The following is a 15925-nucleotide window of genomic DNA, read 5'->3' as shown; positions in this document are numbered from 1 at the left end:
CACCGGGGTAGGCCCCGGGGCGTGAGCGGACACGTGTTCGTGGTCGGCGCCGACCTCACCCGCCTGTCCTGCGACGACGTCCTCGTGCCCACCGGGCGCACGCTTCGCGTCGCCGCGAGCTGGCGGCGTCTGCTGCCCGCCGGGCTGGTGACCGACGAGGACGAGCAGGGCGTGTGCGTCGACCTCGCCTGGTCGGGCACGGAGCGGGTGCTGCCGGTGCCCGGTCCCGGCCCGCGGCAGGCGTGGCTGCTCGACACCGTCGACGACGACGGCCGGGGCCTCGACTGGCTGCTCGACGGCGCCCGCGAGGCGCTGGCCGCCGTCGCCGCGCGGGAGGTGGACCGGCCGGTGCACGGCCGGGCCCGGCGGCTGGTGGGGCTGCCCGCGCTGGGCACCGGCTGGGGCGGCGCGGCCGGGCGCCGCGGCGACCTGATCCGGCAGCTGCTGCCGGTGCTCCGCGAGGCCGCCGGCGAGCACGGCTTCGACGTCGCGCTGGTGCTGCGCGGGTCCAGCGACCTGGCCGCGGCCCAGCGGATCCGCCGCGGGGAGAGCACCGGCTGGGACCTGCCCGAGCCGCTGTGCGCGCTGGCCGAGCAGCTGGGGGAGCGGGCGCGCCGCGGCCAGCTGGCGCTGTTCATCGGCGCCGGCGTGAGCGCGGCCGCCGGCCTGCCCACGTGGGAGCAGCTGCTCGGCGAGCTGGCCGGGCACACGGGCCTGGGCGGGGACCTGCGCGAGGGACTGACCCGGTTGCCGCCGCAGGACGCCGCGGCGCTGCTGGCGCGGGAGCTGGGCCGCGAGCGGCTCGAGGACTTCGTCCAGGAGCGCTTCGGCCCGGGCCCGTACGCGCTCGCGCACGCGCTGATCGCCGACCTGCCGGTGCAGGAGTTCGTGACGACGAACTACGACCCGCTCGTCGAGCTCGCCGCCGCCGACATCGGCCGGGACCTGGCGGTGCTGCCCTACGACGAGGCCCGGCCCGGCCGGCCGTGGCTGCTCAAGCTGCACGGCGACGCCGCCCACCCCGACAGCGTCGTGCTGACCCGCGAGGAGTACCTGCAGCTGGGCGACTCGCGGGCGGCGCTGTCCGGCGTCCTGCACTCGCTGCTGCTCACCCGGCACGTGCTGTTCGTGGGCACCTCGATGCTCGACGACGACCTGATCCGCATCGCCCACCAGGTGCGCAGCGCCGTGCAGGGCTCGCGGCAGTCCCGGCACCGCTCGGGGACCGTGCTGGCGCTGCAGGAGGACACCGCGCGCAGCCGGCTGTGGGAGCAGGACGTCGAGACGGTGGCCATGGCGCGGGGCGACACCGCGCCGGCGGAGGCGGCGCGGCGCCTGGAGGTGCTGCTGGACCTGCTCGGCTGCCTGTCCGCCCCGCCGACGGGCTACCTGCTCGACCCCGCCTACCGCGGCATGCTCGACGCCGACGAGCGCCGCCTGGCCGAGGCGCTGCAGGAGGTGGCCGGCCGGCTGCCGGAGGGCCCGGCGACGACCTCGGCCGCCGGGGAGGTCGCCGCGCTGCTGCGCCGGCTGGGCCACGGCCGCTCGGCCGGGCGGCGCGAGGGCGAACCCGGTGACGAGCCCGGTGCGGACCCGCCCGCCGACACCCCGACCGAGCCGCGCGACGACCGGCTGCAGTCCCAGCGGCCCGGCTGAGCGGTTGGCCCGGTCCGGCGCGGGGCAAGCCCGGGCCCATGCGCCTGGAGAACTCCCTCGCCCTGTTCGCCAAGGGCTACGCCTGGCTGCCCGACCTGCGCCGCGCCCACGGGGAGCGGGCGGTGGGCACCCGGCTGGGCGGCCTGTCCGCGGTGGGCATCGAGGGCCCGGAGGCAGCCCGGTTCCTCTACGACGAGGACCACGTCCACCGCGCGCACGCGATCCCCGAGCCGGTGCAGGGGACGCTGTTCGGCAAGGGCGCGGTGCACACCCTCGACGGCGCGGCACACCGGGTCCGCAAGGCGATGTTCGTGTCCGTGCTCATGGACCCCGAGCGGATCGACGCCCTCGTGCAGCGCGCCACCACCGCGTGGGACGCCGCCGCGGGGGAGTGGGCGACCCGGCCGCAGGTGGTGCTCTTCGACGCGTCGGCCGAGGTCATCGCCGGGGCGGTCACCCGCTGGGCCGGCGTCCCGCTGGCCGACGAGGAGGTGCCGGCGCTGGCCGCCGACCTCGTGGCGATGGTCGACGGCTTCGCCACCGGCGGGCCGCGGCACTGGCGGGCGCGGCGGGCCCGCGGCCGGCGCGAGGAGTGGCTGGGCGGGATCGTCGAGCGGGTCCGCCGCGGGGAGCTCGACGCGCCGCCCGGGTCGGTGCTCGAGGTCGTGGCCGCACACCGCGACGTCGACGGCGGGCTGCTCGACCCGCGGGTGGCCGCCGTCGAGCTGCTCAACGTCATCCGGCCGACGACGGCGGTCGCCTGGTTCATGGCCTTCTCCGGGCACGCCCTGGCCCGCTGGCCGGAGTACCGGAAGCAGTTGGCCGGCGCCGGCCCGGAACTCGCCGAGGCGTGGGCGCACGAGGTCCGGCGCTTCTACCCGTTCGCGCCGTTCATCGGCGGCCGGGCGCCGCGGCGCCTGGAGTTCGGCGGGCAGACCATCCCCCGGAACGCGATGGTGCTGCTCGACCTCTACGGGCAGAACCACGACCCGCAGCTGTGGGAGGACCCCTACGCCTTCCGGCCCGAGCGCTTCCTCGACCGCGAGATCGGCGCCTACGAGCTCGTGCCCCAGGGCGGCGGCGACCCTCGCACCAACCACCGCTGCCCGGGTGAGCAGATCACCGTGGCGCTGCTCGCCGCGCTCGCGCCCTGCCTGGCGCGGCTGCCCCTCGACATCCCCGCCGACCAGGACCTCACGATCTCGCTGCGGCGCATCCCGGCCCGCCCGGCCAGCGGCGTCGTCCTCCGCCCCGCCGCCGCCCAGAGGTAGTCCCGGCGGCAGTCGTGCTCTGCCCCGGATACGGAGCAGAGCACGAGCGTGGTGCAGAGAGGTCTCGGCACGGACCTCGTGCTCTGCCCCCAGGTGGGGGCAGAGCACGACCGTGCGCGGAAGGAGACCCGGCCGCGGCCGTGGTGCTCCTGCGCGAACAGTCGTGCTCTGCACACCGGTGTGTGCAGAGCACGAGCGTGGTGACGTGCTGGAACGGCCGCTCCTCAGGGGCCCGCGCCGAGCTCGCGAGGCGTGGGGGGAGGAGCGGTCCTTCGTCAAGCCGCGGCGGCGCCCAGCCCGGACAGCACGGCCGGCAGCGGACCGGGGGATAGCACGGTCAGCCGCTGGGTGGCCCGGGTGAGCGCGACGTAGAGGTCGTTGAGCCCGCGCACGCCCTCCTCGAGCACCCCCTGCGGGTCCACGACGACGACCGAGTCGAACTCCAGCCCCTTCGCCTCGCCCGGCAGCAGCACCACCGGCCCGAGCGAGGAGTCGGCGTCGGGCCCGGACTGCACGTCCGGCCGCAGCGCCGACAGCGCGGCCACGACCTCGTCGCGCCGGCTCGGCGGCACGACCAGCGCCGTGGTCCCCTCGAGCCCGGCGAGGTGCGCGCCGACCTCCGCCGCCCGCCCGGCGAGGCCGGACTCCCCGGTCACCTCGGCGACCGGCGGGGTGCCGCCGGTGCGCACCGAGCGCGGCGGCCGCAGCCCGGTGCCGGTCGCGGCCAGCACCTCCGCGGCCACGGCCATGACCTCCGCCGGCGTCCGGTAGTTGACCGTCAGCTCCTCCAGCCGCCAGGCGCTCCCCACGTGCGGCGAGAGCACCTCCTCCCAGCGGTCGGCGCCGGCCAGGCTGCCGGTCTGCGCGACGTCGCCGACGACGGTCATCGACCGGGTCGGGCAGCGGCGCACCAGCAGCCGCCACGCCATCGGCGAGAGCTCCTGCGCCTCGTCGACGACGACGTGCCCGAAGGTCCAGGTCCGGTCGGCGGCGGCCCGCTCGGCGGTGGTGCGCAGGTCGAGCTCCCGGTGCCGGTCGGCGAGGTCCTCGGCCGAGAGCAGGTCGCCGGCGCTGAGCACCTCGGCCTCCAGGTGCTCGTCCTCCAGGTCCACCGACCGGGAGCCGTGCAGCACGTCGAGGGTCTCCTGCGCCCGCCGCAGCGCGCGGTGGCGGTCCCGCTCGGCGCGGGCGCGCTGCACGCTGTCGTCGAAGCCGAGCAGCTCCTCGGCCTCCTCCAGCAGCGGCACGTCCGCCGGCGTCCAGGCGCTGCCAGAAGGGCGGTGCAGCAGCGCGCGGTCGGCGTCGGACCACTCCGGCGTGGCCGCGGCGATGCGTGCCGGGTCGGCGTAGAGGTCGGTGAGCAGCCGCTCGGGGGTGAGCACCGGCCACAGCCGGGCCAGCAGCGAGCGCACCTGCGGGTCCTCGGCGACCTCCCGGCGCAGCGCGGCGACGTCCTCCCGGTCGAACAGGTCGGCTCCGGCCTGCACGCCGGCGCCGATCCGGTCGACGTAGCGGCGGGTCAGCGTGTCGACCACCCGCTGGACGAACACCGGCCGGGCCAGGTTGTGCAGCGGGTCGGCCTTGCGGGCCGCGGCCCGCGCCCGGCTGACGTCGATCGGCCGCAGCCGCAGCGGGTAGCCGTCGACGACGACCTCCAGCGGCGCGTCGGGCACCACCTGGCGGTCGGCGACCGCGGCGCGCAGCACGTCGACCATCTCCAGCCGGCCCTTGAGCGCCGCCGTCTCCGGCGGCTCCTCGCCGCGGGCGTCCAGGCCCGGCCGCAGCTGTCCCAGCCCGGCCAGCAGCACGCCGGTCTCGCCGAGGGCGGGCAGCACGTCGGCGATGTAGCGCAGGAAGGTCGGCGTGGGGCCGACGACGAGCAGGCCACGGCGGGCCAGCCGCTCCCGGTGGGTGTAGAGCAGGTAGGCCGCGCGGTGCAGCGCGACCGCCGTCTTCCCGGTGCCCGGGCCGCCCTGGACGACGAGCACGCCCGCGGCGTCGCTGCGGATGACCCGGTCCTGCTCGGCCTGGATGGTGCGCACGATGTCGGTCATGCGCCCGGTCCGCGAGGCGTCCAACGCCGAGAGCAGCGCGGCCTCGCCGGTCAGCCCCGACCCGGCGACGCCGGTGGTGAGCACCTCGTCGTCGAGGCGGACGACGGTGCGCCCGCGGGTGCGGATGTGCCGGCGGCGCACGATGCCCAGCGGGTGCGCGGGCGTGGCGACGTAGAACGGCCGCGCGGCCGGAGCGCGCCAGTCGACCAGCGCGGGGTCGCCGGCCGGGTCGTCGGCGGGCAGGCCGATCCGGCCGACGTAGAGCGCGCCGCCGTCGTCGGCGCGGTCGATGCGACCGACGCACAACCCCGCCTCGGCGGCGTCGAGGGCGACGACCCGCTCGCCGTGGAAGCGCACGGTGGCGTCGCGCTCCTGCAGCGCCTGCGGGTCGACGGCGGGCCAGGTGATCGCCTGCCGCATCCGCCGGGCGGCCAGCTCGCGGGCGGCGTCCAGGCGGTGGTAGAGGTCGGTGACGTACTCCTGCTCGCGGGCCAGTTCGGGGTCGGGGACGACGTCGGACGGGGTGGCCGGCACTGCACTTCCCTCTGCTAGGACGGGTTCCGGGCCCTGCCGCGCGGGTCCTGCCGGCACGGAGAGCGGCCGTCCATCCTCCGCCGTCCCGGGCTCCGCGTCACGTGCCTGCGCGTGTCGCCGGCTCGCGCCGCCGGGTCGGGCCGGTCGCGCGCCCGCCGGCGCCGGGGACGAGGAGGAAGGGGGTGCCTCCCGTCCTCGTGACCGGCGCCGGCCGCGGCGTTCACCGGTCCGGGCTCAGAACAGCGTCCGCAGGGCGTCGGCGGCCGCGTCGACCGCGTCGTCGTCGGCGGTGTTCCCGGTGATCTGCAGGGCGCCGGTCTTGGCGTCGATGCCGCTGTCCGCGGTCTGCTCGGAGACCAGGCCGTAGCCGTACTCGACGCTGACCTCCCAGTAGGTCCAGCCGTCGGCCTCGGCGAACACGTAGCTCACCGACGTGTAGGCGTAGGACGCGGAGGTCGCGAGCTCGGAGTGGTCGGCGTAGCCGTCGTCGTCGTAGTCGTAGGCGACCGCGTCGACGTAGCCGTCGTAGTCGGTGTCGGCGCCCCAGACGTCGGGCAGGCCGTTGTAGGTCGTGTCGACGCCGACCTCCTCGACGTAGCCGTCCTCGTCGCTGTCGAAGGCGAACGTGTCGGCCCAGCCGTCGCCGTCGGTGTCGACGGCGACCTGCTCGGTCAGGCCGTTCTCGTCCCAGTCGACCGCCCAGGTGTCCTCCCAGCCGTCGCCGCTGTCGTCGAAGGCGTAGAGGTCGATGTAGCCGTTGCCGTCGGTGTCGTAGGCGTTGTAGGCGTAGGAGTCCGCCGACGCGGTGCCGGTGGTGGCGAGCACCGCGGCGAACGCGGCGGTGGGGACGGCGGTGCGGAGCAGCGTGCGGGTCAGGCGGGTGCGGGTCATGGCAGTGCCTCCTCGGTGGGGAGCCGCGGTCCGGCTCGCTGCGAGGACGCTCCCGCCCACCCCCTGCGCGGGACTGCAGCGCGACTGGGAGGCCCACTTGCACCCGCGTCCCAGTGGGCCGCCAGTGCCGCGTGGCCCGATGGCGGCCGGCCAGGGGAGGCCCGGCACCGGCGGCAACCCGCACGACACCTCCCCGTCATCCCGGCGGCCTACCGTCGGGGGCTCCGGAGGACAGGGAGAACGACGCGATGAGCACCACCGTCACCGACCGCACCACCGAGCGCACCGGCGACCGGGTCACCTGGAGTTGCCCGAACTGTTCCGGCGAGACCACCACGGCCAAGAAGCGCTGCCGCGACTGCGGCACCTCCCGCTACTGAGCCCCCGCCTCAGGCGGCCGGGGGAGCCCCGCGCAGCCGGACCACCGCGGCGCGGTGGGACCGCCGGCCGGTCAGCCGCCAGGCCAGCCGCAGCCGGCGGTCCACGCCCGACAGCAGCCGGGCCCGCTCGGCGGGGGAGGCGTCCTCGAGGGCCAGTCCCAGCACCAGCAGCCGCTCACGGCGGCCGAGCACCGGGCGCGCGGCGCGGCTGATCGCCGTCCACCGCGCGGGCGGCAGGTGCGCGGCCACCAGCGGCAGCAGGTCGCGCTCCTCGGCGGCGGTGTGCTCCTCGACGGCGCGGGCGAGGTCCAGGCACGCCAGGGCGAAGGCGTCCCGCGCCCGCTCGGTGCGGGCCACCGCCCACTGCCGGGCCGCGGTCGACAGGTCGCGCAGCGCGTTGTCCACGGCGGCGCAGCGGGCGGTCCAGCCCGCCAGCGCCGCCCGCGCGGCGTCCGCGCCGCCGGCCGGCAGGGCCGCCAGCAGCGCCGGCCAGAGCAGCTCGCGCTCGGTGGCGTGGTGGGCCAGCAGCACCCGGCCGACCAGGTCGGCGTGGCGGGTGAGCGCGGCGGCGCGGGCGGCGTCGTCGGCCGGTGCCCAGGTGGACAGCTCGGCCAGCACCCGCAGCTCGCGGCGCACCAGCCGGTGCAGCACGAGCTCGGAGTCGACCGCGCGGGAGCTGCCCGTGCGGAGTGCGGGACCGCCCGGGACGGCGGGGCGGGAGGGAGCCGGTGCGACGGTCATGACACCCCTCGGTGCGGGTCCGGGCCCGGGCGCGCGAGGGGCTCTGCGGCCCGGGACGAGGGCAGGGTAGGCAGCCGCACCGCCGGGGGACAGGGGGTCGCGCGCGGCGTGTCCCGGCGCGCTGGGGGGTGGGACGGGGACAGGGACGTGTCCGTCCGTTACGGTCGGGCGGTGAGCGTGGTCACACGGAACTGTGTGCGCGTGAGCGGACCGGAGACGGCCCGGCCGATGCTCCTGGCGCACGGGTTCGGCTGCGACCAGACGATGTGGCGCGCCGTCGAACCCGACTTCGCCGTCGACCACCGGGTGGTCACCTTCGACCACGTCGGCTCGGGCGGCTCCGACCTCACCGCCTACGACCCGCAGCGGTACGCGTCGCTGGGCGGCTACGCCGACGACGTCGTCGACCTCTGCCGGGCGCTGCGCCTCTCCGACGTCGTGTTCGTCGGCCACTCGGTGAGCGCCATGATCGGCGTGCTCGCCGTCCTCCGGGCGCCGGAGCTGTTCGGCGCGCTGGTGATGGTCGGGCCCAGCCCCCGCTACGTCGACGACGAGGGCTACACCGGTGGGTTCAGCCGGGCCGACGTCGCCGCGCTGCTGGACTCGCTCGACAGCAACCCCGAGCAGTGGGCGGCGGCGCTGGGGCCGGTCGTGGCGGGACCGGAGAACCCGGAGGTGGCCGCCGAGCTCACCGCGAGCTTCTGCCGCACCGACCCCGTGGTGGCCCGCCAGTTCGCCCGGGTCACCTTCCTCTCCGACAACCGGGCCGACCTGCCCGCCGTCTGCGTGCCGACCCTGGTCCTGCAGTGCACCGACGACTCCATCGCCCCCGAGCCGGTGGGGCGCTACGTGCACCAGCAGGTGCCGGGCAGCGTCTTCACCCAGCTGGCCGCGACCGGGCACTGCCCCCACCTGTCGGCGCCGGAGGAGACGGTGGCGGCGATCCGGGCGTTCCTCGAGCGCTGAGACGGACGGCACCGTGGGGGAGGAACGGCACGAGCGTCCGGGCGGTCTCGCCCGCCTGCTGGAGGAGGACCCCGCCGACCTCTACGAGAACGCCCCGTGCGGCTACCTGTCGATGGTCCCCGACGGGCGGGTGGTCAAGGTCAACGGCACGTTCTGCACGTGGACCGGGCGCCTGCCCGACGAGGTCCTCGGCCGCCGGCTGCCCGACCTGCTCAGCGCCGGCGGGCGGGTCTACTTCGAGACCCACCTCGCGCCGCTGCTGCGGCTGCAGGGGGCGGTGCGGGAGGTCGCGCTCGACGTCGTCCGGGCCGACGGCTCGGTGCTGCCCTGCCTGGTCAACGCCGTCGAGGTGCGCGACGACGACGGGCGGCCGCTGCTGGTGCGGGCCACGGTCTTCGAGGCCACCTCCCGGCGGCGCTACGAGCGGGCGCTGCTGGCCGCGCAGCGGGCCGCCGCCGACTCCGAGGCGCGGGCGCGGACGCTGCAGCAGGTCGTCTCCGAGCTCGCCGCCGCGGCCTCGCCCGAGCGGGTCGCCGACGTCGTCGTCCGCCGGGCCCGCGGCGCCGTGCAGGCGGGCGGCGCCGGCCTGTGGCTGGCCCGGCACCGCCCCGGACGCGCGGTGCCCGGGCGGCCGGTGCCGGTCGCCCTCGCCGCCGCCGAGGGCCTGACGCCCGAGCTGCGCGACGCGCTGGTCTCGGCGGCCGAGGACGGTGTGGAGCTCGTGCGAGCCGGCGGGGTGCGGGCGGTGCCGCTGGGCCCGGGGCTGCGCGAGCGGTGGCCCGAGCTGGCGGCGGCGATGGCCGAGGCCGGGCAGGAGTCGATCGTCGTCGTCCCGGTGTCGGCCGCCGACGACCGGCACCTGGGGGCGCTGGTCCTCGTCCTCGGCGTCACCGACGACAGCGAGCTCATCAGCCTGAGCGAGCCGGGCACGCGCGGCGCGCTGACCCCCGCCGACGCCGAGCTGCTGGCCACGCTGGGCCGGCAGGCGGGCCAGGCGCTGGAGCGGGTCCGGCTGCACGAGGAGACCGTGCGGCAGGCCGACCGGTCGGCGTTCCTCCTCGAGGCGGCGCGGCTGATGGCCGCCGGGCACGGGATGACCGAGACCGTCGAGGGCCTGGCGAGGCTGGCGGTGACCCGGCTGGCCGCGGTCTGCGTCATCGACGTGCTCACCGAGCGGGGCCTGGTCGAGCCGGTCGTGGCGCACGCCGACCCCGCCCGCCGGCACCTGGTCGAGGAGCTGCGCGACCTGCACCTGCCGCGCCGGGACGGCAACCACCCGAGCGTGCAGGCGATGGCCGGGCGGCGGACGGTGTGGCTGCGGGGCGTCGACCAGGGCCGGCTGGTGCGCATGGTCACCGGCCCGGGGCACCTGGCGGTCTCCTCCGCGCTCGAGCTGACCGACCTGGTCTGCGTGCCGCTGGTCGCCGACAACCGGTCCCTCGGGGTGATCACGCTCGGCAACGACGCCCGGCGGGGGCCGTTCACCGAGGCCGACGTCGAGACCGCCGAGCAGCTGGCGCTGCAGATGTCGCAGGGCCTGGAGGTCGCCGCCCGCATCGAGCTCGAGTCGCGGACCTCGCACGCGCTGCAGGCGAGCCTGCTGCCGCCGGTGCCCCCGTCGGTGCCCGGGCTGGCGCTGGCGGTGCGCTACCTCCCCGGCAGCCGCGGCGCCGACGTGGGCGGCGACTTCCACGACGTCGTCCCGCTGCCGGAGGGCGACGTCGCGCTGGCCGTCGGGGACGTCGTCGGCCACGACGTGACCGCCGCGGCGACCATGGGGCAGCTGCGCAGCGTGCACCGGGCGCTGCTGGCCGAGCGGCCGGGTCCGACCGAGCTGGTCGACCGGCTGCACGGCAGCTGGCCGCTGCTCGGGCTGCCCCGCATGGCCACGGCGCTGTTCGCGCGGCTCGACCCGGCCACCGGCGCGCTGCGGATCGCCTCGGCCGGGCACCCGCCGCCGCTGCTGGTCTCGGGCGGGCGGGCCGAGCTGCTCGACGTCCCCGCCGGCCGGCTGCTGGGCGCGCCGCCGGGCCCGGCGCCGGAGTGGTCGGGCCTCCTGCCGGCGGGTGCCACGCTGGTGCTCTACACCGACGGGCTGGTGGAGAGCCGCACCGCCGACATCGACACCGGCCTGGCCCGGCTGCGGGCCGTGGCCGCCGGCGAGGAGGGAGAGGTCGCCGACCCCGACGAGCTCTGCGACCGGCTGCTGGCGGCGCTGACCGGGCCCCGCCGGGCCGACGACGTCGCGCTGCTGGCGCTGACCCGGCTGCCCTGACCTGCGTCCACGCCGACCCCTGGCGGCCGGCCCGCCCCGGGCGGACCATCGCGGTATCCCCCCAGCACGTCGGCGCGCACCCCGAGGAGGCGGCCGTGGGACCTGCCGGCGAGGAGCGCGCCCCGCGGCGCGCGGCCAGCGACGACCTCTGCGACGCCCTCGACGGCGCCGGTGGCGACCTCACCGTCTCCGCCGACGCGATGCGCTGGTCGCCCGAGCAGGCGGCGGCGCCGGAACCGGCGCGTGCGTTCCCGGGCCTGGACGCCGCCGCGGGGATCGGCGAGTTCCTCGGCCTGGACCCCGCCGCCGTCCGTCGCCTGGTGTCGGGCGCGGCCACCCGGCTGGCCACGGTGGCCGGGGACGCCGTCGCGGAACTGCGCCAGCTCGCCGCCGACGCGTTCCCCGGCGACGACCGGCGCTGACCCTCCCGGGCGGGCCCCGGCCGGTGCGCTGTACAACCGTGGGCAGACAACTGCCACGACGACGTGGGGAACCGGAGTCCGCATGAGCACCGACCAGTTGACCCTGGCGCCCGCGCCGCGGTCGGAGGCCGCCGAGCAGGTCCGCCTCGAGGTGCGGCAGTTCCTCGCCGAGGAGCTCGCCGCCGGCACGTTCACCACCCACGTCGACACCTGGCTCTCCGGCGTGGACCCCGGCTTCTCCCGCAAGCTCGGCGCCCGCGGCTGGCTGGGCATGACCTGGCCGAGGGAGTACGGCGGCCACGAGCGGACGGCGATGGAGCGCTACGCCGTCACCGAGGAGCTGCTCGCCGCCGGGGCGCCGGTGGCCGCGCACTGGATCGCCGACCGGCAGTCCGGGCCCAACCTGCTGCGCTACGGCACCGAGGCGCAGCGCAAGGAGATCCTGCCGCGCATCGCCGCGGGGGAGTGCTACTTCGTCATCGGGATGAGCGAGCCCGACAGCGGCTCCGACCTCGCCTCCATCCGCACCCGCGCCACCCGCACCGCCGACGGCGACTGGGTGGTCAACGGGGCGAAGGTGTGGACCAGCAACGCCCACCACTCGCACTACGGGATCGTGCTCGTGCGTTCGGGCCCGCCCGGCGAGGGCCCGCGCGGCAAGCACCAGGGGCTGACCCAGCTGCTGGTCGACCTGTCGCTGCCCGGCATCACGGTCAACCCCATCCGCATCCTCGACGGCGGCCACCACTTCAACGAGGTCGTGTTCGACGACGTCGTCGTCCCCGGCGAGATGCTCCTGGGCACCGAGGGCGCCGGCTGGCACCAGGTGACCGCGGAGCTGGCCTTCGAGCGCTCCGGGCCCGAGCGGTTCCTGTCCACCTGGCCGCTGCTGGCCGAGTTCGGCCGCCGCGCCGCCGCCTCCGGCGACCCCGCGCAGCTCGCGGTGCTCGGCCGGCTGTCCGCGCGGGCGCTGGCGCTGCGGCAGCTGTCGCTGCGGATCGCTGCCGCGCTCGACCGCGGGGAGCTGCCCGACATCCCGGCCGCGCTGGTCAAGGACGCGGGGACGACGTTCGAGCAGGACGTCGTCGACGAGGTGCGCCGGGTGGTCGACGTCCCGGCGTCGCTGGACAGCCCCGACCCGCTCGGGCGGGCGCTGGCCGAGGCGCAGCTGCACGCCCCCGGCTACACGCTGCGCGGCGGGACCAACGAGATCCTCAAGGGGATCGTGGCGCGCGGGCTGGGGCTGCGATGAGCGACCAGGACCTGGTGGTCGCGACCGTCCGGGAGATCCTCGCCGGCCACGAGCCGTTCGTGCTCACCGCCGAGCGGCCGTGGGACGAGGGCCTGTGGACCGACCTCGCGGAGGCCGGGCTGACCGGCGTCGGGCTGCCCGAGGAGGCCGGCGGGTCCGGCGGTGAGCTCGCCGACGCCGTCGCGGTGGTGCGCACCCTGGCCGCGGGCGCCGGCGCGGTGCCGGTGGCCGAGCAGCTGCTCGTCGCCGGGCCGGCGGTGCTGGCCGCCGGGCTGGCCCTGCCCTCGCCGGAGGAGCCGCTGACCGTGGCGGTGGACGGTGCGGTCACCGCCGAGCCGTCCGACGACGGCGACGGGCCGGGGCGGTTCGTGCTCACCGGCACCGCCACCGACGTCCCGTGGGCCGGCGTCGCGCGGCACGTCGCGGTGCTCGCCGGCCCGCCGGCCGGCATCGAGGGGGCGGTGCTGGCCGTGGTCGACGCCGCGGGGCTCGACGCGTCCCGGGCGGTCAACCTGGCCGGGGAGCCGCGCGGGTCGCTGGTGCTCGACGGCGTCGGCGTGCCCGGGGCGCTGCTCTCGCCGGCGCAGGCGGATCTCGTGCGGGCCCGCTACGCGCTGGCCCGGGCGGTGCAGGTCGCCGCGGCGCTCGAGCAGGTGCTGGCGTGGACGGTGCAGTACGCGGGCGAGCGGGTGCAGTTCGGCCGGCCGCTGGGGAAGTTCCAGGCGATCCAGGTGGAGCTCGCGCAGATGGCCGGCGAGGTCACCGCCACCGCCGCGCTCGTCGACGCCGCCGTCCAGGCGCTCGACCGCGACGCGGACACCGTGGTGCTCGCCGCGGCCGCGGCGAAGGTGCGCGCGGGGGAGGCGGTCGGGACCGTCGCGAAGCTGGCCCACCAGGTGCACGGCGCGATCGGCTTCACCCAGGAGCACCGGCTGCACCACCTCACCCGGCGCTGCTGGTCGTGGCGCGACGAGGCCGGCACGGAGCTGGCCTGGTCGCGCGCGCTCGGCGCGGGCCTGGTCGCCGCCGCCCCCGACGACGTCTGGCCGGCCTTCACCCGGGTGGTGTGACCGCCGGCCCGGCCGGCGCTACACGGTCTCGGGGATGCGGAGGTGGGCGAGGATGAGGTCGAACTCGTCGTGGTCGGTGATCTCCATCCGCATGAGGCGGGCGAAGTCGTCCCGGCTGGCGCGGGCGTGGGTGCGGCTGGCGGCCATGCACTCGCGGTCCTCGAAGGTGACGGCGGAGGAGGCCAGTCCCTCCTCCCGGTCGAGGAACAGGCTCACGCTGCAGAAGCCGGCGTAGCCCTCCATCCGCGGCACCATGATCGTCCGGTAGGCGTCGAGGATGCGGTCGACGTCGGCGGGGTCGGCCCGGCTCCACGTCACCCGGGTGGCCGCGCCCGACGGCGCCTCCGAGCGGCGGTGCATGACCGCGACCTCCCACTCGTGCACCTCCGGCGGGCCGCCGAAGATGCCGCCGGCCCGCTCGCGCAGCCCCTTCACCCCGTCCTCGCTCGCCGCCATCGCCTCGCGGTCGTGCCAGGACGAGGTGACGATGCAGCGCCCGGTCTCCCGGTCGGCCAGCATCGACAGGCCGACGTTGCCCGGCATGCTCGTGACCGCGGGCATCACCTCGTCGACGACGTACGAGATGCCGTCGTCGACGGTCATGGGTGTCCCGGTGAGCGTGGTCGAGCGTGCGTACATGCCGTCCTCCTGTCGGGACGGCGGCGCCCGCGCGGCACCGCCGCGTCGCACAGCCTGCTGGACCGGACGCGCCAGCGGAAGACCCCGGCCGAACCGGCCGGTCAGCGGCGGGTGATGTCCTCCCGGCGGCCGCGCGGTGAGGTCCGCGGAGGCCGCCGCCTGCTGGCCATGACCAGGCCGAGCACGCGGTAGCGGTGCGGCCGGTGGGGCTCGAGCAGGTCGAGGATGGCGGCGTCGTCGGCCCGGGCCCGGCCGGCGAGCACCCACGCCACCAGCGACGGGATGCCGCTGTCGCCGGTGATGACGGCGTCCCGGTCGCCCCAGGTGAGCGCGGCCAGGCAGCCGGTGGTCCACGGGCCGACGCCCGGGACCGAGCGCAGCGCCGCGGTGCCGGCGGCCGCGTCGCCGTCGGCGAGGTCCTGGTGCCCGGCCAGCGCGGCGCCGGCCGCGACCAGGGTCTGCGCCCGCCTGCGTTCGAGACCGAGGCGGTGGAGACCGGCGTAGGACAGCCGGGCGAGGGCGGCCGGAGGCGGCGGTGCCCACAGGTCGGGGACGCCGTGCGCGGGGGAGCCGTGGGTGGTCACCAGGCGGCGCCAGTGGTCGGCGGCGTCGAGCCGGCTGATCCGCTGCTGCACGACCAGGCAGGCCAGGTCGTGCCAGAGCGTGCCGGTGCGGGCGATCCGGCGCCGGCCGTGGCGCCGCCACAGGTCGCGCAGCGGCGGGCCGGCGGGGTCGAAGCCGGTGACGTCGTCCTCGCAGCCGAGCAGCCGGGGAGCGCGCTCGAGCAGCCAGCCGGCGCCGTCCCCGAACGCCTCCACCCGCGCGGTGCCGGCGCCCGGCGTCCACGTGACGACGACGGTGCCGCTGCCCTCCGGCGTACAGGTGGCCCGCTCGAACCGGCCGGGTGTGAGCCGCGCCGTCGGGTCGCGGGGCAGCCAGAGGACCGAGCCGAGCGTCGCGGCGAGGTCGACGTCGCCGGTCGGGACCGTGCGGACGGCGTCGGGCGCGGACGGTCGGGGTCCCTCGGGCACCCGCCGATACTGCACCCGTGGAGACCGCCCTCGTCCTCGTCCACGACGCCGATCCCTCCCGCGGCACCCGGCTGCTCGGCACGCTGCGGCCGGCGCTGGGGGCGCAGGGGCTGACCGTCGTCGTCGGCACGACCGTCGGGCCGTCGGCGCTGGTCACCGACCTGCCCGACCCGGCGGGCCTGCGCACGCTCGTCGTGATGGGCTCGGGTGCGGCCGCCTACGACGACGCGGTGCCGTGGCTGGGCACGGAGCTGGCCTACCTGCGCCGGGCGGTCGACGCGGGGACGCCGGTGCTCGGCGTCTGCTTCGGCGGCCAGGCGCTGGCGCGGGTGCTCGGCGGGGTCGTGGCGCCGGCGCCCGAGGGCGAGCACGGCTTCCTCGACGTCGCGACCGCCGACCCCGCGCTGGTGCCCTCCGGGCCGTGGTTCGAGTTCCACGGCGACCGGTTCACCGTGCCGCCCGGGGCGGTCGAGGTGGCCCGGACCGGGCGCGCGGTGCAGGCGTTCGCGGCCGGCCCGCACCTGGGCGTGCAGTTCCACCCGGAGATCGACCCGGCCGCCTTCGCGGCGTGGGAGGAGACCTGGGCGCTCACCGGCCCGCCCCCGCCGGAGGCCGCCGCGCTGGTGCCGACGCTGCGGCGGGAGGTCGCCGAGCGGGCGCCCGCGGCGGCCGCGGCCTGCGCCCGGCTGGTGGCGGCCTTCCTCGCCCGGGCCGACGCGCTCACCGAGGTGGCCGCCTGACCG

14 protein-coding genes are annotated in these 15925 nt (G+C 77.4%); 9 read left to right on the top strand and 5 right to left on the bottom strand.

The window, feature by feature from the left end:
- Nucleotides 1-21 precede the first annotated feature (21 nt).
- Together ACI79O_RS08855 and ACI79O_RS08850 are read left to right on the top strand one after the other, a co-directional pair.
- Nucleotides 22-1656, top strand: a complete 1635-nt coding sequence (locus ACI79O_RS08855) for an SIR2 family NAD-dependent protein deacylase (RefSeq protein ID WP_456913910.1) — start codon at nucleotides 22-24, stop codon at nucleotides 1654-1656.
- A 38-nt stretch (nucleotides 1657-1694) separates the two neighbouring features.
- A complete protein-coding gene (locus ACI79O_RS08850) occupies nucleotides 1695-2927 on the top strand; it encodes a cytochrome P450 (RefSeq protein ID WP_456913909.1) in 1233 nt (410 codons plus the stop codon).
- Nucleotides 2928-3202: 275 nt separating this feature from the next.
- Here ACI79O_RS08850 and ACI79O_RS08845 read toward each other — a convergent pair whose 3' ends face one another.
- Together ACI79O_RS08845 and ACI79O_RS08840 are read right to left on the bottom strand one after the other, a co-directional pair.
- Nucleotides 3203-5515 (bottom strand): HelD family protein, encoded by a 2313-nt coding sequence (locus ACI79O_RS08845; protein ID WP_456913908.1) that lies wholly within the window; start codon nucleotides 5513-5515, stop codon nucleotides 3203-3205.
- Nucleotides 5516-5749: 234 nt separating this feature from the next.
- Nucleotides 5750-6406, bottom strand: coding sequence for a hypothetical protein (locus ACI79O_RS08840; RefSeq protein ID WP_456887186.1), 657 nt, complete (start codon nucleotides 6404-6406; stop codon nucleotides 5750-5752).
- 248 nt (nucleotides 6407-6654) lie between these two features.
- Between ACI79O_RS08840 and ACI79O_RS08835 the strand changes: the two genes are divergently transcribed.
- Nucleotides 6655-6786 (top strand): hypothetical protein, encoded by a 132-nt coding sequence (locus tag ACI79O_RS08835; RefSeq protein ID WP_456873618.1) that lies wholly within the window; start codon nucleotides 6655-6657, stop codon nucleotides 6784-6786.
- 9 nt (nucleotides 6787-6795) lie between these two features.
- On the opposite strand, the gene ACI79O_RS08830 is transcribed toward ACI79O_RS08835, so the two are convergent.
- Nucleotides 6796-7527, bottom strand: coding sequence for a hemerythrin domain-containing protein (locus tag ACI79O_RS08830; protein WP_456887185.1), 732 nt, complete (start codon nucleotides 7525-7527; stop codon nucleotides 6796-6798).
- 201 nt (nucleotides 7528-7728) lie between these two features.
- Between ACI79O_RS08830 and ACI79O_RS08825 the strand changes: the two genes are divergently transcribed.
- The 5 genes from ACI79O_RS08825 to ACI79O_RS08805 all read left to right on the top strand — a co-directional run bounded on the left by ACI79O_RS08825 (nucleotide 7729) and on the right by ACI79O_RS08805 (nucleotide 13512).
- Nucleotides 7729-8493 (top strand): alpha/beta fold hydrolase, encoded by a 765-nt coding sequence (locus ACI79O_RS08825; RefSeq protein ID WP_456873620.1) that lies wholly within the window; start codon nucleotides 7729-7731, stop codon nucleotides 8491-8493.
- 13 nt (nucleotides 8494-8506) lie between these two features.
- Nucleotides 8507-10768 carry a SpoIIE family protein phosphatase gene (locus tag ACI79O_RS08820; RefSeq protein WP_456913907.1) on the top strand — a complete coding sequence of 754 codons (2262 nt, stop codon included), beginning with the start codon at nucleotides 8507-8509 and terminating at the stop codon, nucleotides 10766-10768.
- A 95-nt stretch (nucleotides 10769-10863) separates the two neighbouring features.
- Nucleotides 10864-11190, top strand: coding sequence for a hypothetical protein (locus ACI79O_RS08815; RefSeq protein ID WP_456873622.1), 327 nt, complete (start codon nucleotides 10864-10866; stop codon nucleotides 11188-11190).
- A gap of 82 nt (nucleotides 11191-11272) precedes the next feature.
- Nucleotides 11273-12442, top strand: coding sequence for an acyl-CoA dehydrogenase family protein (locus ACI79O_RS08810; protein WP_456887182.1), 1170 nt, complete (start codon nucleotides 11273-11275; stop codon nucleotides 12440-12442).
- The gene (locus tag ACI79O_RS08805; protein WP_456913906.1) at nucleotides 12439-13512 is read left to right on the top strand and encodes an acyl-CoA dehydrogenase family protein; all 1074 of its coding nucleotides are present in this window, start codon (nucleotides 12439-12441) and stop codon (nucleotides 13510-13512) included. Before ACI79O_RS08810 ends, ACI79O_RS08805 begins: the two co-directional genes overlap by 4 nt.
- 18 nt (nucleotides 13513-13530) lie before the next feature.
- Here ACI79O_RS08805 and ACI79O_RS08800 read toward each other — a convergent pair whose 3' ends face one another.
- Together ACI79O_RS08800 and ACI79O_RS08795 are read right to left on the bottom strand one after the other, a co-directional pair.
- A complete protein-coding gene (locus tag ACI79O_RS08800) occupies nucleotides 13531-14151 on the bottom strand; it encodes a hypothetical protein (protein ID WP_456913905.1) in 621 nt (206 codons plus the stop codon).
- Nucleotides 14152-14252: 101 nt separating this feature from the next.
- Nucleotides 14253-15182, bottom strand: a complete 930-nt coding sequence (locus ACI79O_RS08795; RefSeq protein ID WP_456913904.1) for a hypothetical protein — start codon at nucleotides 15180-15182, stop codon at nucleotides 14253-14255.
- A 17-nt stretch (nucleotides 15183-15199) separates the two neighbouring features.
- Here ACI79O_RS08795 and ACI79O_RS08790 point away from each other — a divergent pair, with 17 nt between their 5' ends.
- Nucleotides 15200-15922 (top strand): type 1 glutamine amidotransferase, encoded by a 723-nt coding sequence (locus ACI79O_RS08790; protein WP_456913903.1) that lies wholly within the window; start codon nucleotides 15200-15202, stop codon nucleotides 15920-15922.
- Nucleotides 15923-15925 lie beyond the last annotated feature (3 nt).

The sequence above is a fragment of the Geodermatophilus sp. SYSU D00696 genome (genome assembly GCF_054050235.1).
This window is presented reverse-complemented; position numbering and strand designations above follow the sequence as displayed.